The sequence below is a fragment of the Mycolicibacter engbaekii genome (genome assembly GCF_002101585.1).
Classification (GTDB): domain Bacteria; phylum Actinomycetota; class Actinomycetes; order Mycobacteriales; family Mycobacteriaceae; genus Mycobacterium; species Mycobacterium engbaekii.
Genome location: NZ_LQOT01000076.1, coordinates 183,895 through 200,442 on the forward strand (window position 1 = coordinate 183,895; position 16,548 = coordinate 200,442).

The following is a 16,548-nucleotide window of genomic DNA, read 5'->3' on the forward strand; positions in this document are numbered from 1 at the left end:
CGGCGCCGTCTCGGCCTTGGCGCTTGCCTTGGCGCCCCTTTCGGCCGCCCCCGTGGCGGCGGCGGATTTCGACTTCCTGGACCCCGGCACCTGGTTCGACGTTCCCGAGATCGATCCGGCCGGCTTCGACCCCGGCGATATCGGATCGGCAGTAGCCTTCGACCCTGCTGAGATCGGGTCGGCAGCGGCCTTCGACCCCTCCGATGTGTGGGGGCTCGACCTCACCGGGCTGGTCTCCCCAGACTGGGCCGAGATCTACCAGGAGAGCTTCTATCTGCCGCTCCACGGCGCTTTGCAGAGCTTCCTGCACAGTGCCGGCAACCAGCTGATGATCGATCTGATCAACACGCCCTTTGTGCTGACGTTCGGCCGATACCTGATCGGCGACGGCATCGATGGTTTCAAGGGTCCCAACATCTCGCTGTTCGGCTGGATGGGGGGCTTCGGGGACCTGGGTGACGGCGGGTACCTGTTCGGCGACGGCGGTACCGGCGCGGCGGGCGTGGCCGGAGTCAACGACGGTGCGGGCGGCGCCGGCGGCGACGCCGGACTGTTCGGGAACGGGGGCGCCGGCGGCCAGGGCGCGGCGGCCTCGCTGGGCCCCGGTGGGGTGGTGATCGAAGCCGGCGCGGGCGGCCAAGGTGGTTCCGGCGGTCTGTGGTTCGGTGACGGCGGCGCCGGCGGCCAGGGTGGCACGGGTTTTTATGACACCTTCGACGGCTCCTCGCTGGTCTCGCACCCCGGTGGCGACGGTGGTCTCGGCGGTGACGCCGTGGCCGGCTGGGGCTTCGGCGGAACGGGCGGTCGCGGCGGTTCCGGGTGGGCTGGCGTCAACGGCCCCAATGTGACTGCCCTGCACGGCGGCGACGCCGGCAACGGTGGCGTCGGCGGCAACGCCGGCTGGTTGTTGGGCTTCAGTGGCAATGGTGGTGCCGGCGGTATCGGCGGCGTGGGGGCGGCCGGGGGCGTCGGCACGGCGAGCCAGCCCAACGGCGGCAACGGCGGTGACGGCGGCGACGGCGGCAGAGGCGGTGCCGCGGGCGCCGGCGCCGGATGGATCGGTGCGATCGGGCAGGCCGGCCGAGATGGCAACGGCGGTGCGGGTGGTGCGGGCGGCGCAGGTCTGACCAACCCGGTCGGCGTCGGGGGCGACGGCGGCAACGGCGGCTCGGGAGGGAACGCGGGCTTCGGTTCCATTGGTGGCACCGGCGGCGTCGGAGGAGCGGGCGGCGCCGGGGGCAGCGGCCGCACCGGTGGTGATGGCGGGGACGGCGGGAACGGCGGTGCCGCCGCCCAGCAGTCCGGCAGCTCCGGTGGACGCGGCGGCAACGGTGGGGCCGGTGGCAACGGCTCGGTCGGTGCCGGCGGCGACGGCGGTTCGGGCGGGACCGGAGGAGCAACCGGCAACAACCCCGGCGGTGTGGGCCAGTCGGGCGGTGCCAATGTCGCCGGAACCGGTGGCGCCGGCGGTCGCGGCGGTTCCCCCGGCGCGGCCGGCTAGCGGCCTCCTTCGCGCGCCGGTGCCCGACTCGCGCACCGGCGCGCCCGCGGTGCGGCGGGCCCGGCATTCGGGTACCGACGCACCTCCGCGGTGATCGAATCCTCAGGTAACCGGCCGGTGTGAGCAGGTGGTCACATATCCGCAACGGAGCGGCTTTAACGCCGAAACAACCGTTGCGCATGGTTAAGACCAGCCTGGTTCAACGGCAACCGGTCGCTGTGGAGGAGGTTTGTGCATGGATCAATTCCCGACGATGGGAATACCCGACACGGGTGACACTGCCTGGATGCTGACTAGTGCCGCATTGGTGATGTTGATGACGCCGGGTCTGGCGTTTTTCTACGGTGGCATGGTCCGCGTCAAGAGTGTCTTGAACATGATCATGATGAGCATCAGCGCCATGGGAGTGGTGACGGTGTTGTGGGTGCTCTACGGTTTCTCGCTCGCTTTCGGCGACGATGTCGGCAACGTGGCGGGAAACCCTACCGACTATTGGGGACTCAAGGGGCTGATCGGCTCCGACGCGGTCGCCGCCGATCCGGTCAGCGGTGCACCGGCAGTGGAGATTCCACTGGTGGGCACAATGCCGGCCACGGTCTTCGTCGGTTTTCAGCTGATGTTCGCGATCATCACAGTCGCGTTGATCTCCGGAGCGGTAGCCGATCGGATGAAGTTCGGCAGCTGGCTGGCGTTCTCCGCCCTGTGGGTCACCTTCGTGTACTTCCCGGTGGCACACTGGGTTTTCGCGTTCGATGACGGAACTGCCCCGCACGGTGGCTGGATCGCCAACAAACTGCACGCGGTCGACTTCGCGGGAGGCACCGCGGTCCACATCAACGCCGGTATGGCGGCTTTGGTGTTGGCGATCGTCCTGGGCAAACGCAAAGGTTGGCCGGTTCCGATGCGGCCGCACAATCTGCCCCTGGTGATGCTCGGCGCCGGCCTGCTGTGGTTCGGCTGGTACGGATTCAATGCCGGTTCGGCGGCGAGCGCCAATGGCGTTGCCGGATCGACCTTCGTCACCACGACGGTCGCCACAGCGGCGGCGATGCTGGGCTGGTTGCTGGTAGAGCGGATTCGCGACGGTCACGCCACCCCCCTGGGTGCGGCGTCGGGCATCGTGGCCGGTCTGGTGGCGATCACGCCGTCGTGCGCGTCGGTCGATGTCGTCGGCTCGCTGGTTGTCGGAGCCGTGGCCGGTGTGGCCTGCGCACTGGCGGTGGGCCTGAAATACCGGTTCGGCTTTGACGATTCGCTCGACGTCGTGGGCGTGCACCTGGTCGGAGGACTTGTCGGGACGCTGTTGGTGGGCTTGGTCGCTGCTCCCACCACCGCCGCCGTCGACGTTGAGGGAGGGGTTACGCCCGGATTGTTCTACGGGGGCGGTTTCGACCAGCTGTGGCGCCAGGCGATCGGTGCGTCCAGCGTCGCTCTGTACTCGGCCGTCGGAACGGCGATCCTGGCCTTGATTCTCAAATACACCCTCGGCCTGCGGGTGGACGTTGAGGATGAAGTCTCGGGAATCGACGAGGCCGAGCACCTGCAAAGCGGGTACGACCTCGTGGGTACCGGAGGTGCGGTCCTTGCTCACTCGACTGAAGAACGGAGAGAAGATGAAGCTGATCACCGCGATCGTGAAGCCGTTTACGTTGGAGGACATCAAGACTGGCCTGGAGGAGGCCGGAGTGCTGGGGATGACGGTCAGTGATGTCCAGGGCTACGGACGGCAGAAGGGCCACACCGAGGTCTACCGAGGTGCGGAGTACTCCATCGACTTCGTCCCCAAGGTCCGGGTCGAGGTGCTGGTCGATGACTTCGCGGTGGACAAGATCGTCGACGTCATCGTTCGGGCAGCCCGGACCGGGAAGATCGGAGACGGCAAGGTGTGGGTCAGCGCGGTGGAATCCGTTGTCCGGGTGCGGACGGGAGAACGCGGTGCCGACGCGGTTTGACCGTGCGTTGCGGTCGGGGTCGGTCTAGGCCGTCATGAACGGCAGGGGACCAGCTACGAGCCCTGAGCGGCGGCTAAGTCGGTTGCGGTGCAACGACTTAGCCGCCGCTCGGGCGGCTTTGCGGTGCGCCAGCCCGGCTCAATGGGATTCGGCCGCGCTGCGCACCGCCTGGCGCAATGTGCACGAGGCGTGGCTGGTCGCCCAAGCACGCGAGGTGGGCCTGGTTCCCGGCAGCGGATTCGCGATTGTCGCGACCGGTTCGCTGGGCCGCCGTGAGTTGCTTCCGCACTCCGACTTAGACCTGCTGTTGTTGCACGACGACATGGCGCCCGGCGCTGTAGCGCAGGTGGCGGATCAGCTGTGGTATCCGCTGTGGGACGCCAACGTTCGACTCGACCACAGTGTGCGCACGGTTCCGCAGGCACTTCAGGTCGCCGACGACGACATGCTCGTCGCCCTGGCCATGCTCGACGCCCGCCACATCGCCGGCGACGAGCTGCTGACGTCGCGCCTGACCGCCGGCGTCCGCCGGCAATGGCGCCAGGGATTCGATTCCCGCTACGGCGAGCTCCTCGACGTGACACAGGCCCGGTGGCAACGCAGCGGAGAGATCGCCGACAGCCCCGAGCCCGATTTGAAGGGTGGCCGCGGCGGTTTGCGTGACGTGCAGCTGTTCGATGCGCTGACGGTCGCAGGTGTTGTCGAGCCCCCGGGGCCGCGGCGGCCAAGCCTGCGCCGGTGCTCGCTGCGCGGACCATATCGCACCGTGCTGGACGTGCGGACCGAATTGCACCGGGTCTGCGGCCGGGGCGACGATCTGCTGTCGGCTCGCTACACCGACGAGATCAGTGCGGTGCTGGGTATCGGGGACGGCCACGACCTGACGAGCCGGCTGTTCGATGCGGCGCGCGAGATCAGCCACCGCGTCGACACCGCCCTACGGGTGGCCGCGGACGCCATCTCGGGTCGCGTCACCCCAGCCGTTCGGGTGTAACGCTCCGCGTAATAGAAATCTTTGCTGGCGGCGCCGGGAGTCACCCGGCGCCGCTTCGGCATATCCGGCCGGCGCTGGCCCAGCGTTTCCCGCAATGAGTCCGCGTCGGGGGATGCGAGCGCCATTTCTCCGGACGTCGGTGTATTTCTCTACCAATACGCTTTTGGTTTATCGACAGAATTGTCTTTCTCCTGGCGGTGCCGCCACTTGGCGATAACCCGTACTAAATCGACAGCGGGCTTCTGGGAGGTCTCCCGGGGCGGCCTCTGAGGGCCCCACAGCGGGTCTTCCGAGTGCGACGGTGGCGGCGCTTGCGCCGCTGGCGACCGCCGGCGAGGAGCGCATTAAGCGGCGACTGTGAGCTTTACGAAACCTTATCTATACCCAGCAGTATTCAAAGAAAATCCTGGGAGCTACCCCTGGCAAATCGCCCGTTCTGAGCTGGCATTCCTGAAGGTTCCGGTCGGTTCTCGGACGGTTCTAGCTGGTAGCAGACGTTTTTGCGATTCCGTCATTGCCAGTTTCGTCTTCGCTGACATACAGCTACTACCGCGCGCCGGAGCGTTTTGGATCAGCCAGCTGTAAGGATCCGCACGTACCGTGTGAGCGAGGCGAAACACAGGCGAAACATGGAAAACACGGACGAAACATAGGGATGGCGAGGGCGATGGGACGTTTCGGAAGGAAGACCGCCACACTGTTGGGCGCTGTAGGAATAGCCTTCACAGCCGGATTGACCGGCGCTGAATCTTTGTCGCTGGGTACTGCTGTCGCGGCGCCCGGCCCCGCGGGCGTCATGGCCCCCGCACCGCAAGTGGCCCCCGCCGGTCCCCAGGCCTGCATTATCGGCCTCAACTGTGGATGCATCCGTTACCGGACTTGTCCAGGGGACCGGCGGAGGCCGGTCAAGCCTGCACCTGAGGTGCGGTTGGACAGTGACTCTCCCGCTGCTTCCAGCGATCAGGTCATCGCCCCGGTTGTCAGGCAAACACCTGCTTGGGCATCACCGTAGGCTTCACGCCGTAGCGCGGGGTGCCGCCCGAGCCCAGGCCGCCGCGCCCACCGGCGCCCGCCGGGACCATTCCGGCAGGTGCCGCGTGCACCCCAGCCGCTTCGTCGGCAGCGGCGGTCCAACCCGAGCCGCCGAGCGCCGAGACCTGAGAGCTGGCCGCTCCGGCTGCGGTCGGCCAGTTGGCCGGCACCGACAGTCCGCCCATGTTGGTGGCCTGTCCCAGCCCGGCCAGGACGGGAGCCCCGCCGGCAGCAGCCGCGCCCACCGGCGTAGTCATGCCTGCCAGAACCCCGGAACCCAAACCGGCTGCGAGGCCGTCGGTGCCGGTGACGTCGGATGCCAGGGCAGCCGGGCCGGCAAGAGCGACCGTGTGGCCCAGCGATATCGCCGTCGGGATCGCGGTGGTGGTGAACCAGGCCGCGGTGTTCACGCCGCTGTTGATGATATTGGCGAAGAAGGGGGTGCCGAGAAACAGGTCGACCGCATTCCCCAGGTCGGCCGTCGCTTGGGCCGACCCCGCGAAGGGCGAGGCGAGCCCCGACAGCACGCCCTGCAGCGAGCCGAGAGTGTGATTCAACTCCTGCTGGACCCCACCGGTGGCCGAGCCGGCAGTGGCGAGCGCCGCGCCGGCCAGGTTGCTGGTCTGGGGTGCCGGAGCCACCGGGGTGAGCGCCGAGGCGCTGGACGATGCGGTGGTGTAGCCGAGCATGGCCATGGTGTCCTGCGCCCACATCTCCAGATAGGCGGCTTCGGTGGCCAGAATCGCCGGGGTGTTGATGCCCAGGAAATTCGTCGCGACGAGGGCGGCCAGCTGCGCCCGATTCGCGGCAACCACCGGCGGAGGCACGACGGCCGCGCGGGCGGCTTCGAACGCTCCCGCTGAGGTCATCGCCTGCGAGCTGGCCTGGAAGGCGGCCGTCGCAGTGGTCTGCAGCCAGGTCAGATACGGCTCGACGGCGCTGACCATCGCTGCTGACGCAGGACCGGTCCAGTCGGCGCCGACCAGCTCGGCGATCACCAATTGGGCCGATGCCGCCGCCGCCTCCAGCTCAGCGGCCAGGCTGCTCCACGCCCCTGCGGCCGACATCAGAGGTGCAGAACCAGCTCCGGTGTACATCCAGGTCGAGACGACCTCCGGGGGTAACGCTCCGAAATCAAAAGACATATACGTAATCCCATTCTCGTCGGTGGGGCAGGTTTGCTAAACGGCCTTGGGCTTGGGCATGACGGTGTGCTTGACGCCGTAGCGCGGGGCGCCGAACTTCCCGGCCGCATGGCCGGCTCCGGCGGCGGCCATGGCTGCCGGCACAGCCCCCATGACGGGCATGCCAGACATGCCGTGCGGGGCAGCCACGCTGCTCGCCGCGGCCGCCGCAGCCAAACGGCCCGGCGCTGCAGCGGCGTTGGCAGCCGAGGCTGCCGCGGTCTCAGCGGCCCAGGCGGGCGGCGCAGACAGGGCGCCGACGGTGGTGGCCTGTCCCATGCCGGCCGCCACGGGCAGTGCGCCGACCGGCGTATACACGGGTGCTTCGTACCCCATGAGGCCCGCGGCGCCTTCGGCGGCGATCTCCTCCGGGAAGTCGAGCAGACCACCACCGGCCAGGCCCAGCAATGCCGAACCTGCCGAGGCCCAGTTGCCTACACCGATGTTCTCGATGTTGGCCAGGTTGCTCGACAAGTAGGAACTGCTGCCGCTCTCCGGAACCCCGAGCAAGGTGTGCAAGATCCAGTCCATGGCCGAGTCGGCCTGCGCGGTGGCCTGGTTGGTGGCCTCGGCGGTGTTGTATGCAGTGGCGTTGAGCCCGAGGACCTGCACCAGCTGCTGGTGGACCGCTTGGGCCTGCTCGCTGATCGACTGGTAAAGCGTCCCGTAAGTCGTGAACACCGCGGCCTGCAGTGCCGACACCGGGTCCAGCCCGGCGGGGGCAATCACGGTGGTCGGGATCGCTGCGGCACCGTTCTCAGTAGCCAGCGCTTCACCGATTCCTGCCAATTGCCCTGCAGCGTGCGTCATGGCTTCGGGGAGTGCTTTAACGAACGACGACATGCGTCCTCCTCGCAAGAGGCCGAATCGCTTTTGTTGAGCTATCGGCGGGCTGGCTTTCGATGGCCAAAGCTTGGCAGAAATCTGAGCTAAAGCGGTGGTCGGTAACGATTACTTAGCAGTTGAGTGTGAATCTTTAACCGATATCCATGGGGTGTGAAAGCTCGGAAACAGCGGTTTAACGAATGGGAATCACGGCATTAACTGTGCGATTTATCTAACATTGCCGTTACAATTGGTCCGCCGGATCTGGAGCCGTCTTGGCCTCGGCGTGCACGGCTGTCTCCTTCGCCTGCCCACCCGCTGCGTAAGACCAGATATAGGCTGGCGGCGTGTTTGAATCGCTCTCCGACCGGTTGACCGGGGCCCTGCAGGGGCTGCGCAGCAAGGGGCGTCTGACCGACGCCGACATCGATGCCACCGCCCGGGAGATCCGGCTGGCCCTGCTGGAGGCCGATGTCTCGCTGCCGGTGGTGCGCGCTTTCATCGGGCGGATCAAGGAGCGTGCCAAAGGCGCTGAGGTCTCCGGTGCGCTCAACCCCGCTCAGCAGGTCGTCAAGATCGTTAATGAGGAGCTCATCGGCATCCTCGGCGGCCAGACCCGCCAACTGGCGTTCGCCAAGACCCCGCCCACGGTCGTGATGCTGGCCGGCCTGCAGGGTGCGGGGAAGACCACGTTGGCCGGCAAACTGGCCACCTGGTTGCGCGGCCAGGGACACACCCCGCTGCTGGTGGCCTGCGATCTGCAACGCCCCGGGGCGGTCAACCAGCTTCAGGTCGTGGGGGAGCGCGCCGGGGTGGCGGTGTTCGCCCCGCACCCGGGCACCTCGGTTGCCGGTGACACCGGTGTGCCCGGTGACCCCGTGGCCGTGGCCGCTGCCGGTCTGGCCGAAGCCAAGGCCAAGCACTTCGACGTGGTCGTCGTCGACACCGCCGGGCGCCTCGGCATCGACGAGGAGATGATGGCGCAGGCCGCCGCCATCCGCGATGCCGTGCAGCCCGACGAGGTGCTGTTCGTTCTGGACGCCATGATCGGCCAGGACGCGGTGAACACCGCCGAGGCGTTCCGCGAAGGAGTCGGCTTCACCGGGGTGGTGCTGACCAAACTCGACGGTGACGCCCGCGGTGGCGCGGCACTGTCGGTGCGCGAAGTCACCGGGGCGCCGATCCTGTTCGCGTCCACCGGCGAGAAGCTGGAGGACTTCGACGTCTTCCACCCCGACCGGATGGCCAGCCGGATCCTGGGCATGGGCGACGTGCTCAGCCTGATCGAGCAGGCCGAGCAGGTCTTCGACGCCCGCAAGGCCGAAGAGGCGGCCGCCAAGATCGGCTCCGGGGAGCTGACTCTGGAGGACTTCCTCGAGCAGATGCTGGCGATCCGCAAGATGGGTCCGATCGGCAACCTGCTGGGCATGTTGCCCGGCGCCGGCCAGATGAAGGACGCGCTGGCCGCCGTGGACGACAGCCACCTGGACCGTCTGCAGGCCATCATTCGCGGCATGACGCCCGCCGAGCGGGCCGACCCGAAGATCATCAACGCCTCCCGGCGGTTGCGCATCGCCAACGGCTCGGGCGTCACCGTTGCGGAGGTCAACCAGCTGGTCGACCGGTTCTTCGAGGCCCGCAAGATGATGTCGTCGATGATGGGCGGCCTGGGTCTGCCCGGCATAGGGCGCAAGAGCGCCACCCGTAAGGCAAAGGGCGGCAAGGGCAAAGCCGGCAAGAAGGGCAAGAACCGCGGGCCGACACCGCCGAAGGTACGCGGCCTGTTCGGCCCCGGAGGACCGGGCATGCCCGCCGGGTTCCCCGACCTGTCGCAGATGCCCGAGGGCCTCAACGAACTTCCGCCCGGGCTGGCCGACTTCGACCTGTCCAAGTTGAACTTCCCGGGTCAGAAGTAGCTTGGCGCTGCACGTACGGGGCCGTGGGCTGCCCGACGAAGAACCCGTGCAGTTCTGGATCGTCGACGGCACCATCAGCCTTGAGCCGGTCGACGGCGCCGAGACCGTCTTCTCCGACGGCTGGATCATCCCCGGACTGGTCGATGCGCACTGTCACGTCGGCATCGGGCCCGGCGGTCCGGTGGACGTCGACGAGGCGGTGCGCCAGGCGGAGGCCGAGCGCCGGGCCGGTGTCCTGCTGATCCGTGACGCGGGTTCACCGGTGGACACCCGCGGGTTCGACGACCGTGACGACCTGCCGCGGATCATCCGCGCCGGGCAGCATCTGGCCCGGACCAAGCGCTACATCCCCGGATTGCCGATCAACGTCGATGACGAGGATCAGCTCCCCGAAGCCGTTGCTGCCCAAGCCGTTCGTGGCGACGGCTGGGTGAAGTTGGTGGGCGACTGGATCGACCGGGCGGTGGGCGACCTGGCGCCACTGTGGTCCGACGAGGTGCTGAAGTCGGCCATCGAGGCCGCGCACGCCCACGGCGCACGGGTCACCGCGCACGTCTTCGGCGAGGACGCGCTACCGGGCTTGATCAACGCCGGGATCGACTGCATCGAGCACGGCACCGGGATCACCGACGACATCATCGCGATGATGCTGGACCACGGCACCGCGCTGGTGCCGACACTGATCAACATCGACAATTTCCCCGGCATCGCCGACTCGGCGGCCAAGTACCCGACCTACGCCGCGCACATGCGCGCCCTGCACGCCAGCTGTCGATCGCGCGTCGGTGCGGCGCGGGAGGCCGGCGTGCCCGTCTACGCCGGCACCGATGCCGGTGGCATGGTGGCCCACGGCCGGATCGCCGATGAGGTCAACGCCCTGACCGGGGTGGGTCTGAGCCGGACCGAGGCGCTGGGCGCGGCATGCTGGGACGCCCGGCGGTGGCTGGGGGCACCGGGACTGGAGCACGGGGCACCGGCCGACCTGGTGTGTTTCGCCGACGACCCGCGCAGCGGCCCCGAAGTGCTCAGGCGTCCCGATGTGGTGATGCTGCGCGGGCGGCTGTACTAGGGGCGCTGCCGACTACAGACTGCCGACGCCCGAGGTGGGGGACTGTGCGAAGCCCCAATCCAGCAGCGCGCCCGCCTGGTCCCAGTAGGTGGGGCCGCCCTCCCGGATCAATCCGTACATCAGCGCAACCACCAGCCGGCGGCCGTCGCGGGCCGCTCCGCCGACATAGGTTTTGCGGGCGGCGTCGGTGAAGCCGGTTTTGCCGCCGAACGCCCCGGGATAGCGGGCCAGCAGTTCGTTCATGTTCACGATCGGACGCTCCCCGGAATCGGTGGGGAAGGCCGCCGAGGGTTGCGCTGTGATCTCGGCGAAGACCGGATGGGCCATCGCCGCCCGGAAGATGACCGCCAAGTCATGCGGGGTGCTCGCTCCCGGCCCGCCGGGGCCGTCCAGCCCCGAGGGGGTGCTGGCGTGGGTCGCCGTCGCGCCGACCGCAGCGGCCTTCGCGTTCATCTTCGCCACCGCTTCCTCGGGACCCCCGAGCATGTCCGCCAGTGCGTTGGCGGCGTCGTTGCCCGACACCAGAAGCAGGCCTTCGAGCAGCTGACGCGCGGTGTAGCTGCGGCCCGGCCGGACTCCGACACAGTTGCACTCCACCTGGGTGTCGGCCACGGTCGCCACGGTGGTGTCCTCGAGGTTCAACTCGTCGAGGGCGACCAATGCCAGCAAGACCTTGATTGTGCTGGCCGGAGGTGTCACGGCGTAGCCGTTCTGCTCGGCCAGCACCTGCCCGGAGTCCAGGTCGGCGATGAGCCAGTTCGGTGCCGGGCCGGCCGGCACCGGTGCCGAGCCGACGGGCTGCGCGGTATCGGCGTGGGCGTTGAGCGCGGGAGCGGCGAACACCGTCGCGAAAGCCGCGATTGCGGCCAGGATTTTCCGCATGGCGGCATACCTTACCGGCCCCGACCGGCCGCAGTGTTGAATCGGGGGATGCTGAGCCAACAGGAAATTTCGGACCGTTGGGAGATCCAGCAACTGCTGGTCGACTACTCGACCGCGATCGACACCGGAAACTTCGACGGCCTGGACGCCGTCTTCACCCCCGACGCCTATATCGACTACCGGGCGTTCGGTGGCATCGAGGGACGCTTCCCGGAGGTCAAGGCCTGGCTGACCGAGGTGCTGCCCAATTTCGCCGGCTACTCCCACATGCTCGGCCTGCCGGCCATCCAGGTCGACGGTGACACCGCCACCGCGCGGACCTTCTGCTTCAACCCGATGGTGTTCCGCGCGGACAACGACCCGACCATGCTGTTGGGCTTGTGGTACGACGATGCGTTTGTCCGTACGGCCGACGGCTGGCGGATGAGCCGGCGCTCCGAGACCAAGTGCTTCCAGAAGATGCCCTGAGGCAATTTCTGCTGACCGCCGTGCTTCTGGCACAATGGAGCGCTGTCCGCCCTGCGACGCGATCCTGTCGGGTTTCCGCGTGGCGTGACACCAACACGCGAGGCAAAACCGGATGTGGGCAAACCCGCCCGCATCGCTGAATTGCAGCGTGATACCGCAGGAGTGATTCATGGCTGTCAAGATCAAGCTCACCCGTCTCGGCAAGATCCGCAACCCGCAGTACCGCATCGCGGTTGCTGACGCGCGCACCCGCCGCGAGGGCCGCTCCATCGAGGTCATCGGCCGCTACCACCCGAAGGAAGAGCCGAGCCTGATCGAGATCGACTCGGAGCGTGCCCAGTACTGGCTGTCGGTCGGCGCCCAGCCCACCGAGCCCGTGCTCAAGCTGCTCAAGATCACCGGTGACTGGCAGAAGTTCAAGGGCCTGCCCGGCGCCGAGGGCCGCCTGAAGGTCAAGCCCGCCAAGCCGAGCAAGCTCGAGCTGTTCAACGCCGCGCTGGCCGAGGCCGAGGGTGGTCCGACCACCGAGGCCACCACCGCCAAGAAGAAGAAGGCACCGGCCAAGAAGGCAGCCGACAAGGCTGAGGAAAAGGCTGAGGCTCCCGCCGAGGCACCCGCTGCCGAGGCCGCCGAGTCGGCCGGCGAGAGCTGACCGCGGCCATGAGTGCCGTGGTGGCAGACGCCGTCGAGCATTTGGTGCGCGGCATCGTCGACAACCCGGATGACGTGCGGGTCGACATGGTGACCAATCGCCGTGGCCGTACCGTCGAGGTGCACGTGCATCCCGACGACCTGGGCAAGGTGATCGGTCGGGGCGGTCGCACCGCCACCGCGTTGCGCACCCTCGTCGCCGGTATCGGCGGACGCGGCATCCGCGTGGACGTGGTGGACACCGACCGGTAGCAGGCCGGCTCATGGAGCTGACGGTCGGCCGGGTGGTCAAGGCCCACGGCATCAGCGGCGAAGTCGTCGTCGAGGTTCGCACCGACGACCCCGAGCTGCGATTCGCCCCGGGCGCCACGCTGCATGCCCGTAAGTCCGGTGCGCCGCAACGCGACTATGTCGTGGAAGCGGCGCGTCCGCACGGCGCACGCCTGTTGCTGCGTCTGGTCGGGGTGGGGGATCGTGACGGTGCCGACGCGTTGCGTGGCAGCTTGTTCGTGGTCGACACCGCGGAGCTGCCGCCGATCACCGAGCCGGACACCTTCTACGACCACCAGCTCGAGGGGCTGGCGGTCCGCGACACGGCGGGGGAGCCGGTGGGCACCGTCACCGAGGTCTTGCACACCGCCGCCGGCGAGCTGCTCGCCATCAAGCGGATTGATGGCCGGGAACTGCTGGTGCCGTTCGTCGCCGCATTCGTGCCGACGGTGTCGCTGGCCGAGCAGACGCTGGTGATCGACCCGCCTGAGGGTCTGCTCGACCTGGAGGGATAGGCGCGGCGTGAAAGTTGACGTCCTGACGATCTTCCCGTCCTATCTCGATCCCATCCGGCAGTCGTTGCCCGGCAAGGCCATCGAGACCGGCCTGGTGGAGCTGGGGGTGCACGATCTGCGGCGCTGGACTCACGACGTCCACCGCTCAGTCGACGACGCCCCCTACGGTGGCGGCCCCGGAATGGTGATGAAGGCGCCGGTCTGGGGTGAAGCGCTGGACGAAATCTGTTCGGAGCAAACGCTGCTCATCGTTCCGACCCCGGCAGGACGACTGTTCGACCAGGCCACCGCGCAGCGCTGGAGCCTGGAGCAGCATCTGGTGTTCGCCTGCGGCCGCTATGAGGGCATCGATCAGCGGGTTGCCGATGATGCGGCCCGGCGGATGCGGGTTGAAGAGGTGTCGATCGGCGATTACGTGCTGGCCGGCGGCGAGCCCGCGGTTCTGGTGATGCTGGAGGCGGTGCTGCGCCTGATGCCCGGAGTGCTGGGCAATCCGGCTTCACAACGCGACGATTCGCATTCCCCGGATCGCGCCGGGCTTTTGGAGGGGCCGAGCTACACCCGCCCGCCGAGCTGGCGCGGCCTGGAAGTACCCGAGGTCCTGCTCTCCGGTGACCACGCCCGGATCAATGCGTGGCGCCACGAGGCAGCCGTGGCACGGACCCGCGAACGCCGTCCGGATCTGCTGGAACCCTAGCGATCGCCGGGGCATAAACGGCGACCCGCTGCGCCCGGCTTCGCCGCGCTTGCGATCGCCGGGGCATAAACGGCGACCCGCCTTTTCTAGATCCGCCCGCCCGGGAAGATGGTCTTGACGGCTTCGGTGATCGTGTTGCGCGCCGTGGCATCGTCGCTGGGCTGCAGCGCCTCGACGACCACGATGTAGCGCCGGTCCGGTCCGACGACGCCGGTCGACAGGTGCATCCAGTTGTTGCCGATGCAGCACATCCAGCCTTGCTTCACCGCGACCGGCTCTTCGTAGAGACCCTCTGGAATCCCGAACCGCTGCGGGTAGCCGTCGAGCCCGCTCGGGGTGGACAGTGCGAGGTTGCTCAAGATGAGGCTGGCCTGGGCCGGGGGCAGGCCGCCGGACCCATTGAGCAGCATGTCGTAATAACGCGCCAGATCCGGTGCGGTGCTGATGGTGTTCCACCAGGCGCCGTTCGACGGCGGCGAGGTGCCGGCCAGGCCGTAGCGGGCGGCCACCCGTGTGATGATCGCGTTGCGTCCATTCTGGTTCCAGAACGTCTCGGCGGCCCCGTCGTCAGAGGCGCGCAGCATGGAATCCAGCGCGGCCCGGTCGTCGGCCGACAGGCCGCCTTCCGGCTGGTGCAGCAGCAGGTCGTCGGCGATGAACAGCTTGGCGACCGAGGCGGTGGCGATCGGGCGGGTGTTGCCGTTGGTGATCAGCTGGTGGGTGATCCGGTCCAGCACGGCCACCGAGATGTTGGCGCCGACCTGGGCGGCGTCGTCGGTGGCTTCCTGCATGCGCGCCGCGAGTCCCTCGACCACCGCGGCCGGCGGAATCGCCGGCGCCCGAGGCACATCGATCATGGTGGCCACCGGGGCCACCTCAGGCGCGCTGTACGGCGTGGGCCGTACCGCGTCGGCGCCATAGACCTTCTCGTCGCAGCCGAACACGACCGTGGAGATCACCATGACGACGGTCAGCAGGAGCATCGATGGCCGCACGGCTGGTAGGCCTCCTTGACGCGTAGGTGCACCGACATCGGGTTGCGGGCTTGCCACACTGCTGCCATCGGCCCGGCGGATAGGTTACCGCGTGGACGTTCGGCGCGCGCAGTTCGGTCGCCTTCAGAATTATCACGGTTACGGTGGTTCGGCGCACAACGACCAGCGGTGATTTGCGCGATTTCACTGGTTGCGCCGCGTCTGGCACAATTGAGCAGTTGTCGCCGGTTGGTTCTGCAGCGGGGTCCTGGCGTTCCGGTCTCCGCACGGTGCGACAATATGCCCGAACCCATCGGCTCGGTAGCCGTCCGAATGCGCACGAAGCGCGCGGTCGGTCCGCAGCCGCGACCTGCGAGGAAGTGTTTCCGCAATGAACACGCTGGACATCGTCGACAAGGCGTCGCTGCGCGACGACATCCCGGCCTTCGCCCCCGGCGACACGGTCAACGTGCACGTGAAGGTGATCGAGGGCTCCAAGGAGCGCATCCAGGTGTTCAAGGGTGTGGTCATCCGCCGCCAGGGCGGCGGCGTTCGCGAGACGTTCACCGTCCGCAAGGAGAGCTACGGCGTCGGTGTGGAGCGGACCTTCCCGGTGCACTCGCCCAACGTCGACCACATCGACGTCCTGGTCCGCGGCGATGTCCGTCGCGCCAAGCTGTACTACCTGCGTGAGCTGCGCGGCAAGAAGGCCAAGATCAAGGAAAAGCGCTGATCTTGCCCGCGCGGGGCTTTCTCCGGTCGGTCAAGGGCACCGCTGACGCGGTCATTACGCTGATCTCGTGACCGAAACCACGGGTCCGTCACCCGAGAGTTCTCCCGAGGCAGCTGAAGCAGCCGAGGCAGCCGAGGACGGCAAGCACAGCGCACTGCGCGAGTCGGTGGTGCTGATCGCGATTGCGTTGGTGCTGTACTACCTGACGCTGACCTTCGTAGCGCGTCCCTACCTGATTCCCTCGGAGTCGATGGAGCCGACGCTGCACGGCTGCCACGGCTGCGTCGGTGACCGCATCATGGTGGACAAGGTCACCTACCGGTTCAGCACTCCGGAGCCGGGCGACGTCGTCGTATTCCGCGGGCCCCCGTCGTGGAACGTGGGCTACAAATCGATCCGATCGAGCAACACTCCGGTGCGCTGGGTTCAGAACGCGTTGTCTTTCATCGGCTTCGTGCCGCCGGACGAGAACGACTTGGTCAAGCGGGTTATTGCGGTGGGCGGTCAGACCGTACAGTGCCGCAACGACACCGGTCTGACCGTCGATGGCAAGCCGCTCCACGAGCCCTACCTGAACCCGGCCACCCTCATGGTCGACCCGATGGTCTATCCCTGCCTGGGCAACGAGTTCGGTCCGGTGACCGTTCCCGAGGGGCGGTTGTGGGTGATGGGTGACAACCGCACCCATTCGTCGGATTCGCGTGCGCACTGTGACTCCGTGCAGGCGCAGCCCGACATGCAGCGCCGGATCCTGTGCACCGGAGACGACGTCGATGCCGGCACCGTGCCGGTGGCCAACGTGATCGGTAAGACCAGGTTCATCGCGTGGCCGCCGTCGCGCTGGGGACTGGTCCGAGCGACGAACCCGCAGCAGGATCCCTAACC

General features: G+C 67.9%; 17 protein-coding genes. 13 read left to right on the top strand and 4 right to left on the bottom strand.

Features of this window, described 5'->3' with window-relative positions; all coding sequences use genetic code 11:
- Positions 1-52: 52 nt before the first annotated feature.
- The 4 genes from AWC02_RS22950 to AWC02_RS20275 all read left to right on the top strand — a co-directional run bounded on the left by AWC02_RS22950 (position 53) and on the right by AWC02_RS20275 (position 4,447).
- A complete protein-coding gene (locus AWC02_RS22950) occupies positions 53-1,501 on the top strand; it encodes a hypothetical protein (protein ID WP_165757943.1) in 1,449 nt (482 codons plus the stop codon).
- Between the two features lie 235 nt (positions 1,502-1,736).
- Entirely contained in the window at positions 1,737-3,209 is a 1,473-nt protein-coding gene (locus AWC02_RS20265) for an ammonium transporter (RefSeq protein ID WP_085130587.1), read from the top strand.
- Complete coding sequence (locus AWC02_RS20270) at positions 3,115-3,453, top strand: P-II family nitrogen regulator (RefSeq protein ID WP_046319478.1); 339 nt, start codon at positions 3,115-3,117, stop codon at positions 3,451-3,453. The genes AWC02_RS20265 and AWC02_RS20270 overlap by 95 nt, the downstream gene beginning before the upstream one ends.
- 118 nt (positions 3,454-3,571) lie before the next feature.
- The gene (locus AWC02_RS20275) at positions 3,572-4,447 is read left to right on the top strand and encodes a DUF294 nucleotidyltransferase-like domain-containing protein (protein WP_085130589.1); all 876 of its coding nucleotides are present in this window, start codon (positions 3,572-3,574) and stop codon (positions 4,445-4,447) included.
- Between the two features lie 980 nt (positions 4,448-5,427).
- Here the strand turns inward: AWC02_RS20275 and AWC02_RS20280 are convergent.
- Positions 5,428-6,624 carry a PPE family protein gene (locus tag AWC02_RS20280; RefSeq protein WP_109561096.1) on the bottom strand — a complete coding sequence of 399 codons (1,197 nt, stop codon included), beginning with the start codon at positions 6,622-6,624 and terminating at the stop codon, positions 5,428-5,430.
- Positions 6,625-6,660: 36 nt separating this feature from the next.
- Entirely contained in the window at positions 6,661-7,506 is an 846-nt protein-coding gene (locus tag AWC02_RS20285) for a PE family protein (protein ID WP_085130593.1), read from the bottom strand.
- Between the two features lie 329 nt (positions 7,507-7,835).
- Here AWC02_RS20285 and ffh point away from each other — a divergent pair, with 329 nt between their 5' ends.
- Both ffh and AWC02_RS20295 read left to right on the top strand, forming a co-directional pair.
- Positions 7,836-9,404, top strand: a complete 1,569-nt coding sequence (ffh, locus tag AWC02_RS20290) for a signal recognition particle protein (RefSeq protein ID WP_085130595.1) — start codon at positions 7,836-7,838, stop codon at positions 9,402-9,404.
- Between the two features lies 1 nt (position 9,405).
- Complete coding sequence (locus AWC02_RS20295; protein WP_085130597.1) at positions 9,406-10,473, top strand: amidohydrolase family protein; 1,068 nt, start codon at positions 9,406-9,408, stop codon at positions 10,471-10,473.
- Between the two features lie 12 nt (positions 10,474-10,485).
- Here the strand turns inward: AWC02_RS20295 and AWC02_RS20300 are convergent, their stop codons facing one another.
- The gene (locus tag AWC02_RS20300) at positions 10,486-11,355 is read right to left on the bottom strand and encodes a D-alanyl-D-alanine carboxypeptidase family protein (RefSeq protein ID WP_085130599.1); all 870 of its coding nucleotides are present in this window, start codon (positions 11,353-11,355) and stop codon (positions 10,486-10,488) included.
- 48 nt (positions 11,356-11,403) lie between these two features.
- On the opposite strand from AWC02_RS20300, the gene AWC02_RS20305 reads away from it, so the two are divergent.
- The 5 genes from AWC02_RS20305 (at position 11,404) to trmD (ending at position 13,956) form a co-directional block, all read left to right on the top strand.
- On the top strand, positions 11,404-11,823 hold the full coding sequence (locus AWC02_RS20305; RefSeq protein WP_085130601.1) for a nuclear transport factor 2 family protein: 420 nt from the start codon (positions 11,404-11,406) through the stop codon (positions 11,821-11,823).
- Between the two features lie 169 nt (positions 11,824-11,992).
- A complete protein-coding gene (rpsP, locus tag AWC02_RS20310) occupies positions 11,993-12,475 on the top strand; it encodes a 30S ribosomal protein S16 (protein WP_085130603.1) in 483 nt (160 codons plus the stop codon).
- An 8-nt stretch (positions 12,476-12,483) separates the two neighbouring features.
- On the top strand, positions 12,484-12,726 hold the full coding sequence (locus AWC02_RS20315) for an RNA-binding protein (protein ID WP_019736217.1): 243 nt from the start codon (positions 12,484-12,486) through the stop codon (positions 12,724-12,726).
- Between the two features lie 11 nt (positions 12,727-12,737).
- Positions 12,738-13,259: a ribosome maturation factor RimM gene (gene rimM, locus AWC02_RS20320; RefSeq protein ID WP_085130605.1), complete on the top strand. Its 522-nt coding sequence runs from the start codon at positions 12,738-12,740 to the stop codon at positions 13,257-13,259.
- 7 nt (positions 13,260-13,266) lie between these two features.
- Positions 13,267-13,956, top strand: coding sequence for a tRNA (guanosine(37)-N1)-methyltransferase TrmD (gene trmD / locus AWC02_RS20325; RefSeq protein ID WP_085130607.1), 690 nt, complete (start codon positions 13,267-13,269; stop codon positions 13,954-13,956).
- Positions 13,957-14,042: 86 nt separating this feature from the next.
- On the opposite strand, the gene AWC02_RS20330 is transcribed toward trmD, so the two are convergent.
- Positions 14,043-14,939: a serine hydrolase gene (locus tag AWC02_RS20330; RefSeq protein WP_085130805.1), complete on the bottom strand. Its 897-nt coding sequence runs from the start codon at positions 14,937-14,939 to the stop codon at positions 14,043-14,045.
- Positions 14,940-15,321: 382 nt separating this feature from the next.
- Here AWC02_RS20330 and rplS point away from each other — a divergent pair, with 382 nt between their 5' ends.
- Together rplS and lepB are read left to right on the top strand one after the other, a co-directional pair.
- The gene (gene rplS / locus AWC02_RS20335; protein ID WP_046320174.1) at positions 15,322-15,663 is read left to right on the top strand and encodes a 50S ribosomal protein L19; all 342 of its coding nucleotides are present in this window, start codon (positions 15,322-15,324) and stop codon (positions 15,661-15,663) included.
- A 67-nt stretch (positions 15,664-15,730) separates the two neighbouring features.
- On the top strand, positions 15,731-16,546 hold the full coding sequence (gene lepB, locus AWC02_RS20340; protein ID WP_085130609.1) for a signal peptidase I: 816 nt from the start codon (positions 15,731-15,733) through the stop codon (positions 16,544-16,546).
- Positions 16,547-16,548 lie beyond the last annotated feature (2 nt).

Bases quoted from the DNA above. Each gene is read 5' to 3' on its own strand.
- AWC02_RS20285 (WP_085130593.1), bottom strand. From the start codon at position 7,506: ATGTCGTCGTTCGTTAAAGCACTCCCCGAAGCCATGACGCACGCTGCA.
- AWC02_RS20315 (WP_019736217.1), top strand. From the start codon at position 12,484: ATGAGTGCCGTGGTGGCAGACGCCGTCGAGCATTTGGTGCGCGGCATC.
- AWC02_RS20305 (WP_085130601.1), top strand. From the start codon at position 11,404: ATGCTGAGCCAACAGGAAATTTCGGACCGTTGGGAGATCCAGCAACTG.
- AWC02_RS20330 (WP_085130805.1), bottom strand. From the start codon at position 14,939: ATGCTCCTGCTGACCGTCGTCATGGTGATCTCCACGGTCGTGTTCGGC.
- rpsP (WP_085130603.1), top strand. From the start codon at position 11,993: ATGGCTGTCAAGATCAAGCTCACCCGTCTCGGCAAGATCCGCAACCCG.
- AWC02_RS20270 (WP_046319478.1), top strand. From the start codon at position 3,115: ATGAAGCTGATCACCGCGATCGTGAAGCCGTTTACGTTGGAGGACATC.
- rplS (WP_046320174.1), top strand. From the start codon at position 15,322: ATGAACACGCTGGACATCGTCGACAAGGCGTCGCTGCGCGACGACATC.
- AWC02_RS20300 (WP_085130599.1), bottom strand. From the start codon at position 11,355: ATGCGGAAAATCCTGGCCGCAATCGCGGCTTTCGCGACGGTGTTCGCC.
- AWC02_RS20265 (WP_085130587.1), top strand. From the start codon at position 1,737: ATGGATCAATTCCCGACGATGGGAATACCCGACACGGGTGACACTGCC.
- AWC02_RS20280 (WP_109561096.1), bottom strand. From the start codon at position 6,624: ATGTCTTTTGATTTCGGAGCGTTACCCCCGGAGGTCGTCTCGACCTGG.
- rimM (WP_085130605.1), top strand. From the start codon at position 12,738: ATGGAGCTGACGGTCGGCCGGGTGGTCAAGGCCCACGGCATCAGCGGC.